Annotated in this window: 16 protein-coding genes; 7 read left to right on the top strand and 9 right to left on the bottom strand. The window is 61.6% G+C overall.

The window, feature by feature from the left end; genetic code table 11:
- The first annotated feature begins 21 nt into the window (after nucleotides 1-21).
- The 3 genes from BC363_RS25805 to BC363_RS25795 all read left to right on the top strand — a co-directional run bounded on the left by BC363_RS25805 (nucleotide 22) and on the right by BC363_RS25795 (nucleotide 4,139).
- Nucleotides 22-1,740, top strand: a complete 1,719-nt coding sequence (locus BC363_RS25805) for a pilus assembly protein TadG-related protein (protein WP_065780353.1) — start codon at nucleotides 22-24, stop codon at nucleotides 1,738-1,740.
- 197 nt (nucleotides 1,741-1,937) lie between these two features.
- The gene (locus BC363_RS25800; RefSeq protein WP_065780049.1) at nucleotides 1,938-2,855 is read left to right on the top strand and encodes a hypothetical protein; all 918 of its coding nucleotides are present in this window, start codon (nucleotides 1,938-1,940) and stop codon (nucleotides 2,853-2,855) included.
- A gap of 249 nt (nucleotides 2,856-3,104) precedes the next feature.
- Complete coding sequence (locus BC363_RS25795) at nucleotides 3,105-4,139, top strand: MerR family transcriptional regulator (RefSeq protein WP_065780047.1); 1,035 nt, start codon at nucleotides 3,105-3,107, stop codon at nucleotides 4,137-4,139.
- A gap of 6 nt (nucleotides 4,140-4,145) precedes the next feature.
- Here BC363_RS25795 and BC363_RS25790 read toward each other — a convergent pair whose 3' ends face one another.
- The 5 genes from BC363_RS25790 to rpiA all read right to left on the bottom strand — a co-directional run bounded on the left by BC363_RS25790 (nucleotide 4,146) and on the right by rpiA (nucleotide 9,242).
- Nucleotides 4,146-4,544, bottom strand: coding sequence for a GFA family protein (locus tag BC363_RS25790; protein ID WP_065780045.1), 399 nt, complete (start codon nucleotides 4,542-4,544; stop codon nucleotides 4,146-4,148).
- Nucleotides 4,545-4,668: 124 nt separating this feature from the next.
- Complete coding sequence (locus tag BC363_RS25785; protein WP_065780351.1) at nucleotides 4,669-6,042, bottom strand: 3-deoxy-7-phosphoheptulonate synthase class II; 1,374 nt, start codon at nucleotides 6,040-6,042, stop codon at nucleotides 4,669-4,671.
- 246 nt (nucleotides 6,043-6,288) lie between these two features.
- Nucleotides 6,289-7,680, bottom strand: a complete 1,392-nt coding sequence (gene gor, locus BC363_RS25780) for a glutathione-disulfide reductase (RefSeq protein ID WP_065780043.1) — start codon at nucleotides 7,678-7,680, stop codon at nucleotides 6,289-6,291.
- A 196-nt stretch (nucleotides 7,681-7,876) separates the two neighbouring features.
- On the bottom strand, nucleotides 7,877-8,425 hold the full coding sequence (locus BC363_RS25775) for a DUF2059 domain-containing protein (protein ID WP_065780041.1): 549 nt from the start codon (nucleotides 8,423-8,425) through the stop codon (nucleotides 7,877-7,879).
- 121 nt (nucleotides 8,426-8,546) lie between these two features.
- Complete coding sequence (rpiA, locus tag BC363_RS25770) at nucleotides 8,547-9,242, bottom strand: ribose-5-phosphate isomerase RpiA (protein WP_065780039.1); 696 nt, start codon at nucleotides 9,240-9,242, stop codon at nucleotides 8,547-8,549.
- 222 nt (nucleotides 9,243-9,464) lie between these two features.
- Here rpiA and BC363_RS25765 point away from each other — a divergent pair, with 222 nt between their 5' ends.
- On the top strand, nucleotides 9,465-10,142 hold the full coding sequence (locus BC363_RS25765; protein WP_065780036.1) for an HAD family hydrolase: 678 nt from the start codon (nucleotides 9,465-9,467) through the stop codon (nucleotides 10,140-10,142).
- A gap of 368 nt (nucleotides 10,143-10,510) precedes the next feature.
- Here BC363_RS25765 and BC363_RS25760 read toward each other — a convergent pair whose 3' ends face one another.
- A complete protein-coding gene (locus BC363_RS25760; protein WP_065780034.1) occupies nucleotides 10,511-12,406 on the bottom strand; it encodes a murein L,D-transpeptidase in 1,896 nt (631 codons plus the stop codon).
- Between the two features lie 534 nt (nucleotides 12,407-12,940).
- Here BC363_RS25760 and fumC point away from each other — a divergent pair.
- From fumC to BC363_RS34755, 3 genes are all read left to right on the top strand, one after another.
- Entirely contained in the window at nucleotides 12,941-14,332 is a 1,392-nt protein-coding gene (gene fumC, locus BC363_RS25755) for a class II fumarate hydratase (RefSeq protein ID WP_065780349.1), read from the top strand.
- Nucleotides 14,333-14,522: 190 nt separating this feature from the next.
- Nucleotides 14,523-15,593, top strand: a complete 1,071-nt coding sequence (locus BC363_RS25750) for a GGDEF domain-containing protein (protein ID WP_065780032.1) — start codon at nucleotides 14,523-14,525, stop codon at nucleotides 15,591-15,593.
- A gap of 35 nt (nucleotides 15,594-15,628) precedes the next feature.
- Nucleotides 15,629-15,790 (top strand): L,D-transpeptidase family protein, encoded by a 162-nt coding sequence (locus BC363_RS34755; protein ID WP_202618618.1) that lies wholly within the window; start codon nucleotides 15,629-15,631, stop codon nucleotides 15,788-15,790.
- 36 nt (nucleotides 15,791-15,826) lie between these two features.
- Here BC363_RS34755 and BC363_RS25745 read toward each other — a convergent pair whose 3' ends face one another.
- The 3 genes from BC363_RS25745 to BC363_RS25735 form a co-directional block, all read right to left on the bottom strand.
- Nucleotides 15,827-16,633 (bottom strand): M15 family metallopeptidase, encoded by an 807-nt coding sequence (locus tag BC363_RS25745; RefSeq protein ID WP_065780030.1) that lies wholly within the window; start codon nucleotides 16,631-16,633, stop codon nucleotides 15,827-15,829.
- A gap of 66 nt (nucleotides 16,634-16,699) precedes the next feature.
- Nucleotides 16,700-17,308 carry a pyridoxamine 5'-phosphate oxidase family protein gene (locus BC363_RS25740; RefSeq protein ID WP_065780028.1) on the bottom strand — a complete coding sequence of 203 codons (609 nt, stop codon included), beginning with the start codon at nucleotides 17,306-17,308 and terminating at the stop codon, nucleotides 16,700-16,702.
- 187 nt (nucleotides 17,309-17,495) lie between these two features.
- The gene (locus BC363_RS25735) at nucleotides 17,496-18,449 is read right to left on the bottom strand and encodes an alpha/beta fold hydrolase (RefSeq protein WP_065780026.1); all 954 of its coding nucleotides are present in this window, start codon (nucleotides 18,447-18,449) and stop codon (nucleotides 17,496-17,498) included.
- Nucleotides 18,450-18,474: the final 25 nt, after the last annotated feature.

Below are 18,474 nucleotides of genomic sequence, written 5' to 3'. Positions count from 1 at the left end.
ATGGTTCTGAAGGGGCTAGGAATGCGGTCTCTCGCACGATCAAAGGATGGCAATATCGGCATATCCGCCGCTCTCGTCATGCCGCTCGTGATCATGTCCATGGGGCTCGGCATCGACTACGGCTACCTCACCGTCCAGAGGCAAGAGATGCAGTCGACGGTCGATCTTGCCGCCATTGCCGCCGCATCGAACGTGTCTTCCGCCGAGCAGGCGGTCCTCAAGTACTTCTCCAACAACGGCCTTAATTTCGCGGTTGCGACACCCGCCGGCCTGCTGACGGTCGACGGCAAGGTCCTGCCGCCGGGCGACATCGGCACTGCGAAGGTCGACGGGGTGGCAACGGTCACGCGTGGACGCTATGTGCCCGATCCGAACATCGCCGCGGGCCAGCGCTTCATCAAGGACGCGGCCCCTTCAGATGCGGTCCAGGTGCATCTGGAAAAGAAGGGTCTGATCTATCTTGCCTCCGTCTTCAGCGAGCCACCGGACCTCAACGTCATCGGCACGGCGGCCAGTTCGAAAATTGCGGCCTTTTCTGTCGGATCGCGTCTTGCCAGCCTTAACGACGGCCTGCTCAACGCCATTCTAGGCCAGATGCTCGGCACGAACATCTCGTTGAAGGTCATGGACTACAACGCCCTGATCGACGCCGATATCGACATCCAGCCCTTCCTGAAGATCATTGCGACCAAGCTCAGCCTGACCGCCGCCTCCTACGAGGACGTGCTCGACGCCCAGCTGACGATGCCGCAATTGTTGTCGTCGATGCGGCTGTTTCAGGGGCTCTCCGGCACGGTAACCTCCGCTCTCAAGAGCATCGAACTGGCGACGGCCAACAACAAGAAAACCTTCACGTTGGCGCAGATCCTCAATCTCGATCCCAAGAAGGACCTGAGGGTCGACGCCGGGTCGGATTGGGCGATGAAGGTCAGCGCACTGCAGATCGTATCTGCCGCCGCCGCCATTGCAAACGGCGAGAACCAGATTGCACTTAGCGCCGTCGCGGGCCTGCCGGGAATAGCCTCGGCCACAGTGAAACTTGCGATCGGCGAACCGCCGGTCGAGACTCCGAGCCACCGGCTCGGCACCCCGGGCGCGGCGGTGCGCACGGCACAGACCCGGCTCGCGGTCGAGGTGGGTGTAGACGGGCTGGCTGCGCTTGCAGGCATTCGCATCCGTCTGCCGATCTATGTCGAGCTGGCCCACGCCGAAGCCAAGCTTTCCGATATCCGCTGCTACGGCGGCAACCCGGAGAACGCGGCAGTCGTTGTCGATGCGGTGCCGGGCGTCGCCGAAATCGCCATCGGCGACGTCAACCCGAAGGTGCTTTCGAGTTTCTCCTCCGACGCTCGGGTCGAACGCGCCCGCATCGTCGATGCGCTGGTGGTCAAAATTGACGCTATCGCGCACGTCGAGGCGCAGAACCTTCAAGCTTCCCGACTCACATTCAGCCCCACCGAAGTGGCCGCACGCTCGATCAAGACCGTATCGACCAGGGACATCCTGTCATCGACGACGAAGACCCTGCTCAACAATCTGGATCTCAACATTCAGGTGTTGTTCCTCACGCTCGGCAGCCCCACGATCCTGCAGCAGGCGCTGGCCCAGACCCTCGGCGCTGTCACGAAACCGGTGGATGATCTGCTCTACAACCTGTTGCTCCTGGTAGGGGTACGGGTGGGCGAAGCGGATGTCCGTGTCACCGGCGTCAAATGCCAACCGCCGGTTCTCGTGCAGTAACAGCATCCCGACAAACACAAGAGGGCTGGCAACGGAAAAATCCGTTGCCAGCCCTTTCGAACAAAATCGCGGGTTCGCACGTTATGAGCAAGGTAGAGCTGCTACAAGCAGTGGAGTTGAGTGGTATCGAAGCAGGCGTGGCGAGGGATCGGCCCCCGAGACGTACGCGAGAGATCGTCGGGAGACGTGCACAGCAGATGCATTTGGTGGCAAAACAGGGGGATGCTTCACCGGAGAAACCGCTCGCCTTCACAGCGGACGGAATCTTGCGCAATCCGCTGCTGCGCGAGACGCTGCAGATCAGCGCCCGCGATCTGATGGCGGTTTATGATATTTTTCCGCGCGTGGCCCGTCTCGTGGCCTCCCACCAGAAATGGATCTTGAGCCAGGCCGCCTACGCGCTTCATCTTGAGCGCGACCCATCTCACCCTGATTCTGGTATTACCGCTGCACGGCTCTTGAAGTTCATGCACGAAACCGGTGGTGCCAGCAGAAACACGGCGGCCGCATTCCTGGCTGAACTGCTCGCCTACAAGCTGCTGCGCGATGCCAGCGGCGAGCGGACGAATAAGAAGGTTCGCCCTCTGGAGCCGACGGAGGTCAGCGAGAACGCGATGATGCGTTGGTTCATGAGCCAGATGGGCACGCTCGACCGCCTTGATGGCAGGCGTCGGCTGGAGCATGTGGAGGCCGATACGTCGGTACTCGGGCGCACGCAGCCGATCGCGGCCAGAATGCTGCTTTCCGACAAGAACTGGAGCGAGCCCCCCGAAGGCGTTGCCATCTTCGTCTGGACCGAATGCGGCGGCTTGTTACTCGACGATCTGATGGCGCGTCCCAAAAGTCTGACGCCTGTGGACGGGAAGGTCTGGCTCGAGCTCAATCTGGCTGAACTTGCGACGCATTACACGATCTCCAATACCCATGTCCGCAGACTGTTTACCAGGGCCCAGGACTCCGGCTACATCGGGCGATCGAACGACGGCGCGCGTGGCCGCTTCTGGATGAGTGCCCGGCTCGTTGACGAATATTGTCGCTGGCAGGCCGTCAAGCTCGCCGCATTGGCCAATGCGTATGAGAGAGCCACGGACGGTGCCGTCCGCTTGGCGGAATAGCATCACCTCGCCCCAACCGTGGAGCGTTCCCGGTCCTTCATCAGCAGCTGTGCTGGGTGCCGACGCACGAAATCGGCCATACAGCGCCGCGCGTCAAACATGACGCGCAAAGCACGCTGCGACGCTCTGAACTTGCTGCACAACCTTATCCTTAAATCGGATCCGATTTAAGGAATGATGCAGTAGCCGGTTGACCCGTCCCCAGGGGCAGGACCGATAAGGACGGCGGCCAACAGGACGAGGTGATTCGTGAGTTCTTCCGCACAGTTCTTCAATGCGACCGAGGCCGCCAGACGCCTCGGCGTCTCGGTCAAGGCACTTCGCCTCTACGAAGAGCGGGGCCTGATCGCCCCGGTGCGCACCTCGGTGGGCTGGCGGACCTACGGTCCGGCGGAAATGCAGCGCGCAGGCGAGATCGCTGCCCTGCGGTCGCTCGGCCTCGGCCTGGCACAAATCGGCCGGGTGCTTGACGGCGGCACGCAGCAACTCGCCCCTGCATTGGCGGAGCAGCAGGCGTTGCTCGAAGCGCGGACGCAAGACCTGCATGATACCGTCGAAAAAGTCCGGCGCCTCAGGCAAGATCCGGCCGCCGATAAGGCATCCACCTTGCAGGAATGGGCACAGAAGGCGCCGCCAGCCGGCAATCCCAAGATTGTCCTCGATCTTCCGTGGCCATGGGGCGGCGAAGAATTCACGCTCGGTGCCATTCGCCGGCTGACCTACATCACCGGACCGCTCGGCAGTGGCAAGACCCGCTTGGCCCGTGCCATCGCCACTGCCCTGCCCAACACAGCTTTCATCGGCCTCACACGGCTGGAAGACGAAAACATCCAGACCACCCAACACCGGATTGAGGCCGAGCCTGAACCGAAATCGCGCATGGCGACCGTACTCGCGCAACTGGTAGAAGATGGTGCCACCGCATCCCCCGCTTTAACGGCGCTGCTGGTCGCGCTGGAATCGGATGCCAACGCGTTCGTTGTCGACATGATCGAGCAGGGCCTCGACGCCGCATCGCAGGCCGCTCTGATGGCCCATTTGCGCCATGGCCGCACCGACAGGAGGCCGATCTTCATGCTCACTCGGTCCAACACGATCCTGAACCTGGCTGCCGTCGGGGCCGACGAAACCATCATTCTCTGCCCTGCCAACCATAGCCCGCCAATCGAGGTCGCCCCCTATCCAGGCGCTCCTGGTTATGAAACCGTCGCCAACTGTCTGGCGTCGCCGGAGGTTCGGGCGCGCGCCGAAGGCGTCATCGCGTGGCGGCCGGAAGTGGCCTGAGCGGTCTTACGTCCGCTCTGCATCGAACTTCGACAGCCCGTCGTCGATCTCGTAGAAGTCGCCCTTGTCGGCACAGAAAACGTGATAGCCGGGTTGGAGGTCCGTCGGCTTGTCGAAGGCGCCGGCCATGATTGAGGTGTAGTCGAGGCCATCCGATTTCCAGAACAGGGCTGAGCCGCAATGGCGGCAAAACCCCCGCTGGGCGCTATTGCTCGAGCGATACCAGGTCACGTCCTCGGCGCCCTCAAGTTCCATGTCGCGATCCAGGACATCGGTCGCGGCGTAGTAGAGACCCGTCTGCTTTCGGCATTGCGTGCAATGGCAAAAGATCAGCTTGCGCAGCTCGCCCCGTGTCTTGAAGCGCACTGCAGCGCACAGGCAGCTGCCGCTATGGATATCCGACATGGTCCCCTCCGACCTCCCTGAAACGAAAAATGCCGGGCTAGCTTCGCGAGCCGGCCCGGCATTGTCAATTTCATAGCGACGGCTCGAGATTCAGAAAAACTGAACCGTGGGCCGGACGTGACGATCAGCCGTTGACGACCAGCTTCTTCTCGTCTCGGCCACCCTTCATGCGCTCGGCAAGCAGGAACGCCAGTTCCAGCGCCTGGTCCGCATTGAGGCGCGGATCGCAATGAGTGTGGTAGCGATCGGCCAGATCGTCGCCCGAAAGCGCGCGGGCGCCGCCGGTGCACTCGGTGACGTCGTTACCGGTCATCTCGATATGGATGCCGCCCGGATGCGAACCTTCCGCACGGTGGATCTGGAAGAAGCTCTCGACTTCCGACAGGATCCGCTCGAACGGCCGGGTCTTGTAGTTGTTGAGCGTGATCGTGTTGCCGTGCATCGGATCGCAGGACCAGACGACCTTCTTGCCTTCACGCTCCACCGCGCGGATGAGGCGCGGCAGGTGCTCGGCAACCTTGTCGTGGCCGAAGCGGCAGATCAGCGTCAGGCGGCCGGCTTCGTTGGCCGGGTTGAGCAGGTCGATCAATTCCAGCAGGCCGTCGGCCGTCAACGACGGGCCACACTTGAGGCCGAGCGGGTTCTTGATACCGCGGCAATATTCGATGTGCGCATGGTCGGGTTGGCGGGTGCGGTCGCCGATCCAGATCATGTGGCCCGAAGTCGCGTACCAGTCGCCGGACGTGGAATCGACGCGCGTCAACGCCTGCTCGTAGCCGAGCAGCAGCGCCTCGTGGCTGGTGAAGAAATCGGTCTCGCGCAGGCTCGGATGGTTTTCCGAGGTGATGCCGATCGCCTTCATGAAATCCATCGTCTCGGAGATCCGGTCGGCGAGCTTGCGGTAGCGTTCCGCCTGCGGGCTATCTTTGACGAAGCCGAGCATCCACTGGTGAACGTTGTCCAGGTTGGCATAGCCACCCATCGCAAAAGCGCGCAGCAGGTTGAGCGTCGCGGCTGACTGGCGGTAGGCCATGATCTGCCGTTCCGGGTTCGGCACGCGGTCTTCTTCGGTGAACTCGATGCCGTTGATGATGTCGCCGCGGTAGCTCGGCAGCTCGACGTCGCCCTGCTTTTCGATGTTGGACGAGCGCGGCTTGGCAAACTGGCCGGCGATGCGGCCGACCTTGACCACCGGCTGCTGGGCGCCGAACGTCAGAACGACGGCCATCTGCAGGAAGGCGCGGAAGAAATCGCGGATCGTGTCGGCACCGTGCTCGGCAAAGCTCTCGGCGCAATCGCCGCCCTGCAGCAGAAAGCCGCGGCCCTCGGCAACATTGGCAAGAGCACTTTTCAGACGCCGCGCCTCACCGGCAAACACCAGCGGCGGATACTTCGCGAGCTTCGCTTCCGTTGCCGCAAGAGCTGCAAGGTCCGGATAGTCCGGAACCTGCTGGATGGGTTTCTGCCGCCAGCTATTCGGAGTCCAAGTCTGTGCCATTTCGATCACCTGTTGTCTGCCGCGGACTTCGGTCCGCGCGGGTCGCACCCTGACGGTTTTGACACCGCCCGGTATTCGGAAATTTCACTCTAGTCCGCGTGCCCTGCTCCAGCGCGTGGCCAAGCCCTCGCGCCCGCTCGAAGCCGGTGACTTCGCGGATGCGGGCTTATAGACGTTAAGCGATGGCTTGGAAAGACATCCTACCAGAATTCATGGATTCCGGCGCCAGCAAAGCGACCGCCCTGCTCAGCCGACGCGCTCGCCCTTGCGCAGGCGATAGGTTGGCGCATACATCGTCACGAGCTCCTCCGATCCCGTCGGGTGAACGGCCATGGTGCGGTCGAAGTCGTCCTTGGTGCACCCGGCCTTCAGCGAAATGCCGAGCAACTGCGCCATCTCGCCGGCATCGTGGCCGAGAATGTGGGCGCCCAGCACCTTGCGGTCGGCAGCGTTGACGATCAGCTTCATGATCATCTTTTCCTTGCGGCCGGAAAGCGTCGCCTTCATCGGTCGGAACTCGGCGCGATAGACTTCCAGCTCCTCGAACTGGCGTGCCGCCTGCTCCTCGCTGAGGCCGACGGTGCCGATCTCCGGCTGGGAGAAGACTGCAGTCGCGATCAGGTCGTGGTCGGGCGATACCGGGTTGTTCCTGTATTCGGTCTCGATGAAGCACATAGCCTCGTGGATGGCGACCGGCGTCAGCTGGACGCGGTCGGTTACGTCGCCGAGCGCATAAATGCCGGGCGCGCTCGTGCGCGAGAAGGCGTCGACGACGATCGCGCCGCGCTCGTCCGTGTTCACGCCGGCGCTCTCCAGCCCCAGCCCCTTGGTGTTCGGCACACGACCGAGTGCCAGCATGATCTGATCGACGGCAATTTCGCCGTGTTTCATCGTCTGCGCCACGCGCTTGCCGTCTGCGCCCGTGGCCACCGACTGAATGATGTCCTCGCAAAGGATTCGGATACCCTTTTCCTCCATCGCCTTGTGCAGACCGCGGCGGAGATCCTGGTCGAAGCGCGAGAGGATTTCCTTGCCGCGATAGATCAGCGTCGTCTCGACACCGAGACCATGGAACACATTGGCGAACTCGACCGCGATGTAGCCACCGCCGGCAATCAGGATCGACTTCGGAAGTTCGGGGAGGTCGAAAGCTTCATTTGAAGAGATGCAGAGTTCATGACCCGGCAAAGCGCCATGCGGCGTCGGATGCCCACCTACGGCAATGACGATGCGTTCTGCGGTCACGGTCTTGCCGGTATCGAGCAGGCGAACCGTATTCGGGCCAACAAGCTGCGCCCGCGTGCGCAGGATCTCCGCGCCGGCATTGGCGAGCCCCTTCTCGTAGAGGCCTTCAAGGCGCGTGATCTCCTGTTCCTTGGCCGCCACGAGCTTTTGCCAATCGAACCGGCTTTCACCGACGGTCCAACCGAAGCCGGCCGCATCCTCGAAATGTTCGGAATATTGCGACGCGTACACATAGAGCTTCTTCGGCACGCAGCCACGGATGACGCAGGTGCCGCCATAACGGAACTCTTCGGCGATCGCCACTTTCTTGCCGAGGCTCGCTGCCAACCGAGCGCTTCTGACGCCACCCGAACCGCCGCCGATTACGAAGAGGTCATAGTCGAAAGCGGGCATGGTGAACTCCTGAAGGTCGTGCAGACTGCAATTGGGATGATAGGGACACAATGCTATCGGCGTTTCGCCGACCGCATGCCCCGCCCGGGGTGGGAGCCCCGTCGCAGGCACATATAGGGTTGCACTGCGGAAAAAGAAAAGCCCGGATCGCTCCGGGCTCCTCAAAACGTGATGTGATTGCTCGACTGGCCCGAGGTTATTGGGCGGGCGTCTGGACCGTGCCTTCAACAAGTGCCGGGGCCGACGTGCCGACCTTGGCGTCGAGCGACTTGGTCGCTTCGGTGTTGAGGTCCCGCGAAACGCCGGCTGCCCAGATGTCGGCCGCCTTCAGCAATTCGCGCGAAGCGATCGGGCCATCATTCAGGAGCTTCTTGCCGGCGGTCGAGTTGTAGAACTCCGTGATGGCGTTCAACTCTTCGAGCGTAAAGGTCTTGGCGTAGATCGTCGCCGCCTCATGCTCGAGGTCGGCGCGGCGTGATGCCAAGGACAAAGCCTTTTCATCGACGGTCGCGGTGATCAGTTCCTGGAAGTTCGGCGAGGCCTGGATCAGGGTGTTCTTCAGACGCTCGGCCAGGTTCGGCAGGATGTTGTCGAAGTTGTTGGTCACACCGAGTGCGGCGATGGTCGCGCGAGCGGCCTTGACCTGGTCTTCAGACACGTCCTGAGCCTGGACCGCCGGAATGGATGCAGAAAGGAGAACCGCGGTGACTGCGAATGTGCGTACAAGACCTGCGAGTTTGTTCATTTTTATCCATGCTCCTGTGTTTGTCGCATGCTGCCCGGGCGATTGCCGCCGCCAGGCCCGCATGTGTGGTAACCTGTTTTCTTCACCGTTCCCTGCTCCTGGCGGAGCATTGGAAACCAGATCAAGACGCGGTCAGAATGCGTGCCTCTTCCGGTCCGGCAATAATTGCCAGCGACGCGATGCCGATGAAAAGCCCATGCTCGACGACACCGGGAATGGCATTCAGCTCTCCCGCGAGCGCATCTGCATCAGGAATACGGCCAAAAGATGCATCAAGAATGAGGTGTCCACCGTCGGTCTTGAATGGCCCGTCACCTGACTTGCGCACGGAGATATCGCCGGAAAGGCCGAGGCGCGAAGCCACCTTTTCGATGGCGATACGCGTCGCCACCTGCCCAAACGGATTGACCTCTATCGGCAGCTTGAACGCGCCGAGCACGTCGACGACTTTGGTTTCGTCGGCGATGACGATCATGCGCTTGGAAGCGGCCGCGACGATCTTCTCGCGCAGCAACGCGCCGCCGCCGCCCTTGATCAGTCGCAACTGGCCATCGACCTCGTCGGCGCCATCGATCGTCAGGTCCAGTTCCGGCAGCTCGTCCAGCGATTTCAGCTGCACGCCGAGCTCCAGGCAAAGACGCGCCGTGCGCTCGGAGGTCGGAACACCTTCGATGCGAAAGCCTGCAGAGACCTTCTCGGCCAAGAGCCGAACGAACTCCTCCGCAGTCGATCCCGTCCCGATGCCGAGCCGCATGCCGTCTTCGACATATTCGAGCGCCGCTGCCGCGGCTTTGATTTTCATTTGGCGGGCGTCCATACGCCAGTCGCTCCCTTTTGTTCACCGGATGTAGCTATGGTGACCCATCTTCTCCATCCGTTTTCCGCACAGACACTTACACGCCCGAAGCTGCAAACAAAAGCCAAAATCAGGGCCCCAGCCCGGATTCCTGGCCCGTTCCCACACACACTTGCCATTGCATTCTGCTGCAACTTCGCCTACCCGAACGGCAACTCTTTCCGGTTATGCGAGGTTCACCTCTTGTCTTCCCCCATTGTCGTCTTTGATCTCGACGGAACCCTTGTCGATACGGCGCCGGATCTGGTGGCGAGCCTCAACCATGCGGTGACCCAGGCGGGTGTCGAGCCGGTCACATACCGCGACCTCACCCACCTTGTCGGCCACGGTGCCCGCGCGATGATCGAGCGCACCTTCGCGCTTCGCAGCAAGCCGCTCGATGAGGATGCCCTCGCCTGGCAGATGAAGGAGTTCGTCGACTTCTACCATGGCTCCATGCCCGGTGATTCCCTGCCCTATCCCGGCATGCTCGACGCGCTCGACCGCCTGTCGGCGGCGGGCTTCAAGCTCGCGGTCTGCACCAACAAGCCGGAGATGCTGGCAAACCGGCTGCTCGAACGCCTCGGCCTCATCGATCGCTTCGCGGCGGTTTCCGGTGGCGACACGTTCGAAATCCGCAAGCCGAATGCCGACCACCTGCTGCGCACGATCGCCAATGCCGGCGGCAGTGCTGCGCATTCGGTGATGATCGGCGACAGCCTCAATGACATTCTGGTGGCCCGCAACGCCGCGATCCCATCGATCGCCGTGCCGTTCGGCTATTCCGACGTTCCGATCGAAAGCCTGGAGCCGACAGTGATCATCCGCCACTTCGACGAACTGACACCGGCGCTGGTCACTGGACTTTTCAACGGCAAGTGACGAATAGCACCCGCCGGGGCGGGTCACCTCCGGACCCGATCATTTTTGATCGACGGCAAGCGCGACGACGGTCGATGATCTTTGCGGAGCAGGTGTCGCAGGACTTCGCACCACCGTCGCCGCTTTCATGACGGCACGCCGGTTTCCCTTCGCGCCACCACAGCCAAAAGACGAAAAGACCCCCGCGGAGATGCTCCACAGGGGTCTTGCATTCTATGACCGAACGCAGCGCCGTTGGTTACTGCCTAATTCCTTAAATCGGATCCGATTTAAGGATAAAATTATGCAGCAAGTTTGAAGCGTTACAGCGTCCCTTGCGCGTCACATTTGACGCGCGGCGCTGTAGCGGCGACATGCCCGGATGTGTCTTACCCCTCGGCCCTGCGGGCGTTGCGGGTCGCGTCGAAGGCGCGGTCCATATACATATCGCGCTCATACACGTCGTCGAAATACTCGATGACACCGTCCTTGTTTGGCCAGGCGGTGAAGTAGGCGACGTAAACCGGAACCTTCTGCGGCACCTGCAGCGCCTTGTTGCTGCCACCGCCGATTTCCTTGCCGACATCCTCGACGCTGGTGCCGAGCACCGCCGCTGCCATCCGGCGCGGATCGGCAAGCCGCACGCAACCATGGCTCAGGGCACGCTGGTCACGCTTGAAGAAGCTCTTCGACGGCGTGTCGTGCATGTAGATGGCGTGCGCATTCGGGAACAGGATCTTCAACTCGCCAAGCGCATTGTCGCTGCTCGGCGGCTGACGTACGGCAACAGAGGCCGTCGATCCATTCCAGTTGACCGAAGATGACGGCACGGAACGGCCGCCGATCTCGACCTGGTAGCCCATCCGGTCGAGATAGCCGGGATCGTTGCGCAGCTTCGGCAGCATCTCATTGATGATGATCGACTGCGGCACGCCCCAGTAAGGATTGACCTCGACGGTCTGAATCTCGTCCTGGAAGAAATAGGTCTGGTTCGCCTTGGAGCCGACGACGACGCGCATGGAAAACTGCTCGGCGCCATTGTCGGTATAGGAGGCGGTAAAGGCCGGCTGGTTGATGAAGACATAGCGGTTGCCCAGACCATCGGGAAGCCACCGCGCCTGTTCCATGGCGACTTCGAGCTTGTTGATCTTGCTTGCCACGGTATCGCCGCCCGTCAGGATGCGCAGCGACGCCTGCCCGACGACACCATCGGCCTTCAGACTGTTTTCCTTCTGGAACGCTTCGACCAGCAGAACCAGCTCAGGCGTGTACTCAGGAGTTCCCTGATAGGCGGCGAGCACCGCAGCATGGTCCGCCTTCAGTGTATCAGAGCCTTTGATGCGGATCCCGGCGACAATGTTGGCAAGTTCAGGATTGCTCTGGCCCGGCTTCAGCAGCGTGCCCGGCGCGATTTCGACGCGCTGCTCCACGCTCTTTTCGGCACGAAGGCGCTCGAGTTCAACCGACAACGCGGCGAATTGTTCGCTCTTCGGGTTCTGATCGTTGAGCAGCGTGGCAACATCGGAGCTTGCCGACATCCTATCGAGGAAGGCTGAGAGATCGACGGTCTTGCGCTTGAAATCGTGATAGCCGGAGATCTTGTTGGGATCGATGCGGCCACGCACCGTGTCCTCGACATAGGAAAGCGTTGCCGCCGACAGCGCGATTTCGAACTGAACAAGTTCTTTTTCGCGCGCGATCATATCGCCGCGGTCGAAGTCATCAGCAGGCACCTGAACGGCATAATCCTGCGGATCGAGACCAACCTTTGCCGCATCGGCAAGAACGGCGATCGCCCCCTTTGCGCGCGCGTTGACACCGGTGCCCTCGATCCAGACGAAATCCGAACGCGAGCCGTAATGGGTCTCGATGGCTTTTGCCACATTCGAGGTCGTGCGAACCTCAACGTCAGGCATGAATTGACGGGCATCGGCGAGCGCCGCACGCAGCATCGGCGGCAGCGCTCCGTTGCGCACGGAACCGGTGACGACCGGATCGAGCAGCTTGCCGGTATCGACCCGGCGCAAGGGTTCCGCCTTGTAGGTATAATAGCGAGGGCCGGTCACCTTCGGCAGCGGCGTGGAGACCGTCCTCTCCTGCGGCTGGACCATGGAATCGATGCCAGGCAGCGGCTGGGTGGACTGCATTTCCTGCTGCGGCGTCTTCTTCTTGCCGCCACGGATAAAGTCCATCAACGTGATGGCCTCAGCCGGCCGCACATCGAAGGTTGCAATCGAACAGCCGCTCATGAGCGCTACGATCGCTGCCGTCTTGAAAATTCTCATGTGAAACTACGTCCCCGTATCGCGTTGTCGCCGAACTCGGCTTTAGCCAGATTCTCGCCACGCCCTCGTGCTCCAAAACTTATAGAAAAGGATGGTGAATGAAAAGGAAACGCGCCTGCCCGAACCTGCATGAAAACACCTCTGCGCAGTAAAAAAACCGCTTCATTTTCAGGACGTTCGAGAGCCCATAAAAATTTGATTTGCATCGACATTAATGCGGCAGCGACGCCTCCAGCCAGGCCAAGCCACCGTTGCGCGCGCCCAATGAAGATAACGAATGTGACTGAAACGCCACAAGGATTCCGGACCCGTGCTGCGCACGGCGAATCGCCCGTCACACGGCGACAAAAGCCGCTCTTGGTCGCAGGCCCACCTTTCAAACGATTGTAGCATTGCCACCGCCGGCGCCGCCTCTTTACAAGCCCTGCCAGCCGGGGCAGAGAGAGGCCCGGCACCTTGGGGAAGGGGCAGCCGGTTGCGACCGCGTCCCCTCGCCCAGACTTCATGAACCGCATGACGAAGGCAGGGATCACGATGACATCGACGCGCACGGAAACAGATACGTTCGGCCCCATCGAAGTGGCAAACGACCGCTACTGGGGCGCCCAGGCCCAGCGATCGCTCGGCAACTTCAAGATCGGCTGGGAAAAGCAGCCGGCTTCGGTCGTACGGGCGCTCGGCATCGTCAAACAGGCAGCAGCCCGCACCAACATGGCGCTCGGCCGCCTGGATGCGACCGTCGCCGATGCCATCGTGAAGGCATCGCAGGAAGTCATCGACGGCAAGCTCAACGACCATTTCCCGCTGGTCGTCTGGCAGACCGGCTCCGGCACCCAATCGAACATGAACGCCAACGAGGTGATCTCCAACCGCGCCATCGAGCTGCTCGGCGGCGTCATGGGCTCGAAGAAGCCGGTGCACCCCAACGATCATGTCAACATGAGCCAGTCGTCGAACGACACCTACCCGACGGCCATGCACATCGCCTGCGCCGAGCGCGTGATCCATGACCTGCTGCCGGCGCTCAAGCACCTGCACAAGGCGCTCGAAACCAAGGTCAAGGCATTCGACCACATCATCAAGATCGGCCGCACCCACACCCAGGATGCAACCCCGCTGACGCTTGGCCAGGAATTCTCCGGCTATGCCGCGCAGGTCGCCTCCTCGATCAAGCGCATCGAAATGACCCTGCCTGGTCTTTGTGAACTGGCCCAGGGCGGCACGGCTGTCGGTACCGGCCTCAACGCCCCGATCGGCTTTGCCGAAAAGGTCGCCGACGAAATCGCCAAGATCACCGGCATCGCCTTCACCACGGCGCCGAACAAGTTCGAGGCGCTTGCCGCCCACGATTCGATGGTGTTCAGCCACGGCGCGATCAACGCCGCTGCCGCCGCCCTCTTCAAGATCGCCAACGACATTCGCTTCCTCGGCTCCGGCCCCCGCTCGGGCCTCGGCGAACTCTCACTTCCGGAAAACGAGCCGGGCTCGTCGATCATGCCGGGCAAGGTCAACCCGACCCAGTGCGAGGCGCTCACCCAGGTCTGCATCCAGGTCTTCGGCAACAATGCCGCACTGACCTTCGCTGGCAGCCAGGGCCATTTCGAACTGAACGTCTTCAACCCGCTGATGGCCTACAACTTCCTGCAGTCGGTGCAGCTGCTCGCCGATGCCGCGCTCTCCTTCACCGACAACTGCGTTGTCGGCATCGAAGCCCGCGAAGACAACATCAAGGCGGCACTCGACCGCTCGCTGATGCTGGTGACGGCACTGGCGCCGAAGATTGGCTACGACAACGCGGCAAAGATCGCCAAGACGGCCCACAAGAACGGTACGACACTGCGCGAAGAGGCCGTCGGCGGCGGCTACGTCACCAATGAAGAGTTCGACGCGGTCGTGCGTCCGGAAACGATGATCAGCCCGGCCTGATCCGTTTATCCCTGCCGCGGCGCCTTAACCGGCGTCGCGGCACGGCTCTCGCCCCGGATTGACAGGACAGCGCTTTGCCTGCCTTAAGTCGAATTGTCCTCTTTCGCAGAACCAATCATTAAGACTTCGCAAATCATTTGCCCCTAAAAATCAGTACCCGTAAGCAATGAGTAATATTGGGGGTTTGCGGATGCAAACGGCCACCTCTGGAAAAACACAAGCTCCTGATATCGCAGCGCAAGTGACCCATGCGATGCGGATGATGGGCGTATCGCCGATACCGCGCAATTACGAGCTCTATTACGAAGCCTATCTGGGTTCCAACCCGCAACTGTCCAAGGAGCTTGCAGCCCTCGGCAGCCGCGCGACCCAGGAAGAACTCGACGCGATCGGCGCGCAGTATTTCAGCCATATCCACCGCTCGACCGGTATCGAGCGCGCGCACACCAGCCTTGCCACCAAGCTGGCCGAGCTGGTCAACCTGTTGAAGGACGAGCAATATGCGCTCGAGAACTACAACAAGGTTCTCGACGAAGCCTATGTCAACATAACCAGCAAGAGTGCCTCCAGCGCCGACATCCTGCGCCATGCCATCAGCATCCTCACGGAAGCGACCGTCGACACGATGAGCCAGGGCAAGGAACGCGTGCAGACTGTCGTGCAGAAGTCGTTCGAGATGGAGGTCATCCGCCAGGAACTCGACGAATACAAGCGGATTGCCAATACGGATTCGCTGACGCGGCTGGCCAACCGTCGCGCCTTCGACGACAATCTCGCCGCCGTCTACAACAACGATCACGAGAAGAACTTCACCGGCCTACTGGTTGCGGATATCGACCACTTCAAGAAGGTGAACGATACCTTCGGCCACCCCGTCGGCGACAAGATCCTGGCGACGGTCGGCAGCGTCATCCGCGCCAATGTCCGGCGCGACGCCTTTGTTGCGCGCACCGGCGGCGAGGAATTCGCCATCATCCTCAACGACAGCAGCCAGGAGGAATGCCTGCAGGTTGCCGATCGCATTCGCACGGTTCTGGCCGGAACGCCCTTCCGAAATTCCAAGACCGGGGTCAACTACGGCCCGATCACCCTATCCGTCGGCGTGTGCATGGCGACCGCCGCCGAGGATGCGGTCGACCTCTACAACAAGGCAGACATCGCGCTCTACTCCGCCAAGAATGCCGGCCGCAACAGGACGATGCTGTTCGAAGACGGCATGCGCAAGGAATCCGGCCGCAACTGGCTGATCTACCGACGCTAGCAAGCAACGGCAATCCCCTCGTGAGATGGCGCCGCATGGGCGCCATTTTCGTTTCAGCACCCCGGTTCCCTTGGAAACAGCCAGATCGATCGATCGGCAAGGCGATGTCGTCCGGCTGCATCTGCATGGCCAACGAGGATGTCGAGCACCTCTACGCCGATGTCCAGATCGGCGCGACGGTTGTCATTCGCGACTGATCGATCAGTCATGGCACGTCCACGGTCAGCGTTACCCTATCGACAGGCGGAAGAACCCGCCTGCCTGGCAATGGCAATCAGTTCCGGCCGGTACTCGAAATGTATGGTGTCGAAATGGTACCAGCGCCCGCCCCAGATGAAACCGTGCTCCTCGAAGATCTCGATGATTTCGAGCGGATAGCGGTTGCGGTAGGGCGCCGTTCCGATCTTGCCCCTGCCCGCCCAGCGCCAGTAATCGGCAAAGCCGGTATTGAGATCGATCGCGGCGCCGAAGCTGTGCACCGAGAGCGTGCGCGCGCCGGCGATATGGCGCCAGTTGAAGGTGCCGGCATTTGGTACGAGGTACCGCTTCAGCTTGGGGCGTGAAGCGAGTTCCGCCTCGACCGCTTGCAGAGCACTGGCCACACCGTGCCTTCCGGTCACGCTGAGTCGCTCCCCGAACCAGTCTACCGTGACAAGATCGCGCCGGACGCGCGCAGCGCTGTCGCCATAGAGGCGTTTCATCAAGGCTTCGCTGCGGATGCGCCCCGGATCGAAATCAACAGCCGGCGGCTTGGCACAAGGGCCAAGCGGATAGATCTGAGAAAGACTGTCCTCGATATCGCCCACTTCGAGCTTTTCCACATGGCTCTTCAGCCTGCCGTCATCGATCGGCAGCGCCGCTCCGCCGTCGCGCAGGATCAGCGCCCCGTCGCCGATCTCGGCAATCGCCTCCGGATAGGCCTTGGCAAGCAGCGCAAGTTTCTCGCTCAGCGTCGGCTCGGCGGCCAGGGCGTTGCTGACGCATGCCGAAAGAAGCAACGCGGCCGCACCAAGATATGCGCTCGAAGGTCGACGTCGCATCACATTTCCATCGCTTGGGTTGCGTCGGCTCGGCGAAAGGTCCGCGAACCCGCTCGGCTATATAACCTACCACATGGTCTTGGCGGCGCGCTCGGGCCATTCGCGATCGTAGGTATCCCGGTCGAAATCGGCCTTGGCAGCCTTCAGCAACATGCCGGGTGTGGGAAGCGCCGCAGGGTCGATGAAGCGTTCCGGGTTCCAGATCTGCGATCGCATCAAAGCGCGCGCGCACTGGAAATAGACCTCGCCGATGGTCACGACGATGACGCTGCGCGGGTTCTTGCCGTCGACCTCGAAGGAGCCGGTCAGAGCCGGATCGATGTTGACGACGGCGGTGCCGTTGATGCGCATGGTGGTGTTGGATCCCGGCACCAGGAACATCAGCGCCACGCGCGGATCGCGCACGATGTTGGCAAGCGAATCGACGCGGTTGTTGCCGCGCCAGTCGGGCATCAGAACGGTTTTGTCGTCGGCAATGCGGACGACGCAATCGTCGTCGCCGCGCGGAGAACAGTCGAGCCCTTCCGGACCGACGGTTGCAAGCGCTGCAAAAGGCGAAGCCTCGATCATCTGGCGGTACTCTGCGGTCAGCGCCTCGGTAACCTTTGCCACCGATGCCTCGCTGACGCGCCCGTAAAGTGCGTTCAATTCCTCGATCGAAGTGATGACCGACATGCCGTCCTCCCGCAAGCGCACGATAGCCGCATGTCGAAATCGTTATCCGGATTCATGCAGCCAATCCGATATCAGTAGCGACGCTCGCGCCTCTGGAAAGGCGGGCAGCACCGCAGACCGAAGTAATCCTTTCGACGGATAGCATGACGGGCATATGACGGCATCTGCGAAATTGGCCGAGACCGTATCAGGTGCGAGAACCCAGATGCACTGCAGACTTTTCGAGCCGCATTGCCTCAGCAGCCTTTCGATCCTCGCCATGGACGAAGGCGTTGATCCTGTCGATCACCGGAACTGCCGACACGATGCGGCGATGGCCGTAGCCGTTCGCCCAGTGAAGTTCGACATTGGGTCCGGCAGCGGCATAGCGGCGCGCATGTTCGGCCGAAACCTCCTTGTCGTCTTCCGCATGGATGATCAGTGTCGGCACGGCCCGCACCTCAAGGATCTTGGCCGCATCGAAATCTTCCAGCCGGCGGCCCGACAGTCGTTCAACGACGGCTTCGAAAGCCCTCTGTGTCTTGGACGAGAGTCGAAGAACTTTGCCGAAACCCTTGAAAAGCCAGGTCATCTCGCTCGGGGCACCGATCAGGACGAGTTTCTTCGCCACATGGCTCGGCACGTCGCAAACGACGCCGCCAGCCGCACAGGCAAGGCTTGCGCCGCCAAAGGAATGGCCGACGCTGACGTCGAAGCCGCCGAAATGTCGCCAGGCGGCATCGATGGCCCGAACGGCGGCAGGCATGGTCAGCGTCCGCCCCGGCGAGGCGCCATGCCCCGGCCAGTCGAGCGTCACCACCTCGGCGCCACCGGCAACCAGGCCCTCGATCATGGCGGCGAGATAGTCGCTGCGCGAGCCCCAGCCGTGGACCAGCAGCACGCGCTTGGCGTTGGCGGCATTGCGTGAGCTCGTGAAATGCCGGGCCATGACCCAACCGCCGGCGTAGGAAAGCGTCACCGGCTTGCCCTTGGCAATGACCGGGACGGCTGCGGCAAGGGCCGCACGTTCCTTGGCGCTCTTCGGCTTGCGGCCGGGCGTGACGCTGAACAGTTTGAACGCAAGCCGGCCGGCGGCCTCGGGAGAAATGACCGACACGCCGGCAAGCGCATGGCGGATGACCTTGATCGCAAAGGATGCCATAGTGAGAATCTCTTAATATGTTCAA

The organism is Ensifer sp. LC384 (assembly GCF_001695865.1).
GTDB lineage: Bacteria > Pseudomonadota > Alphaproteobacteria > Rhizobiales > Rhizobiaceae > Ensifer.
Note: the sequence above shows the minus strand (reverse complement) of the source record. Positions and strands in the feature narration are given on the sequence as shown.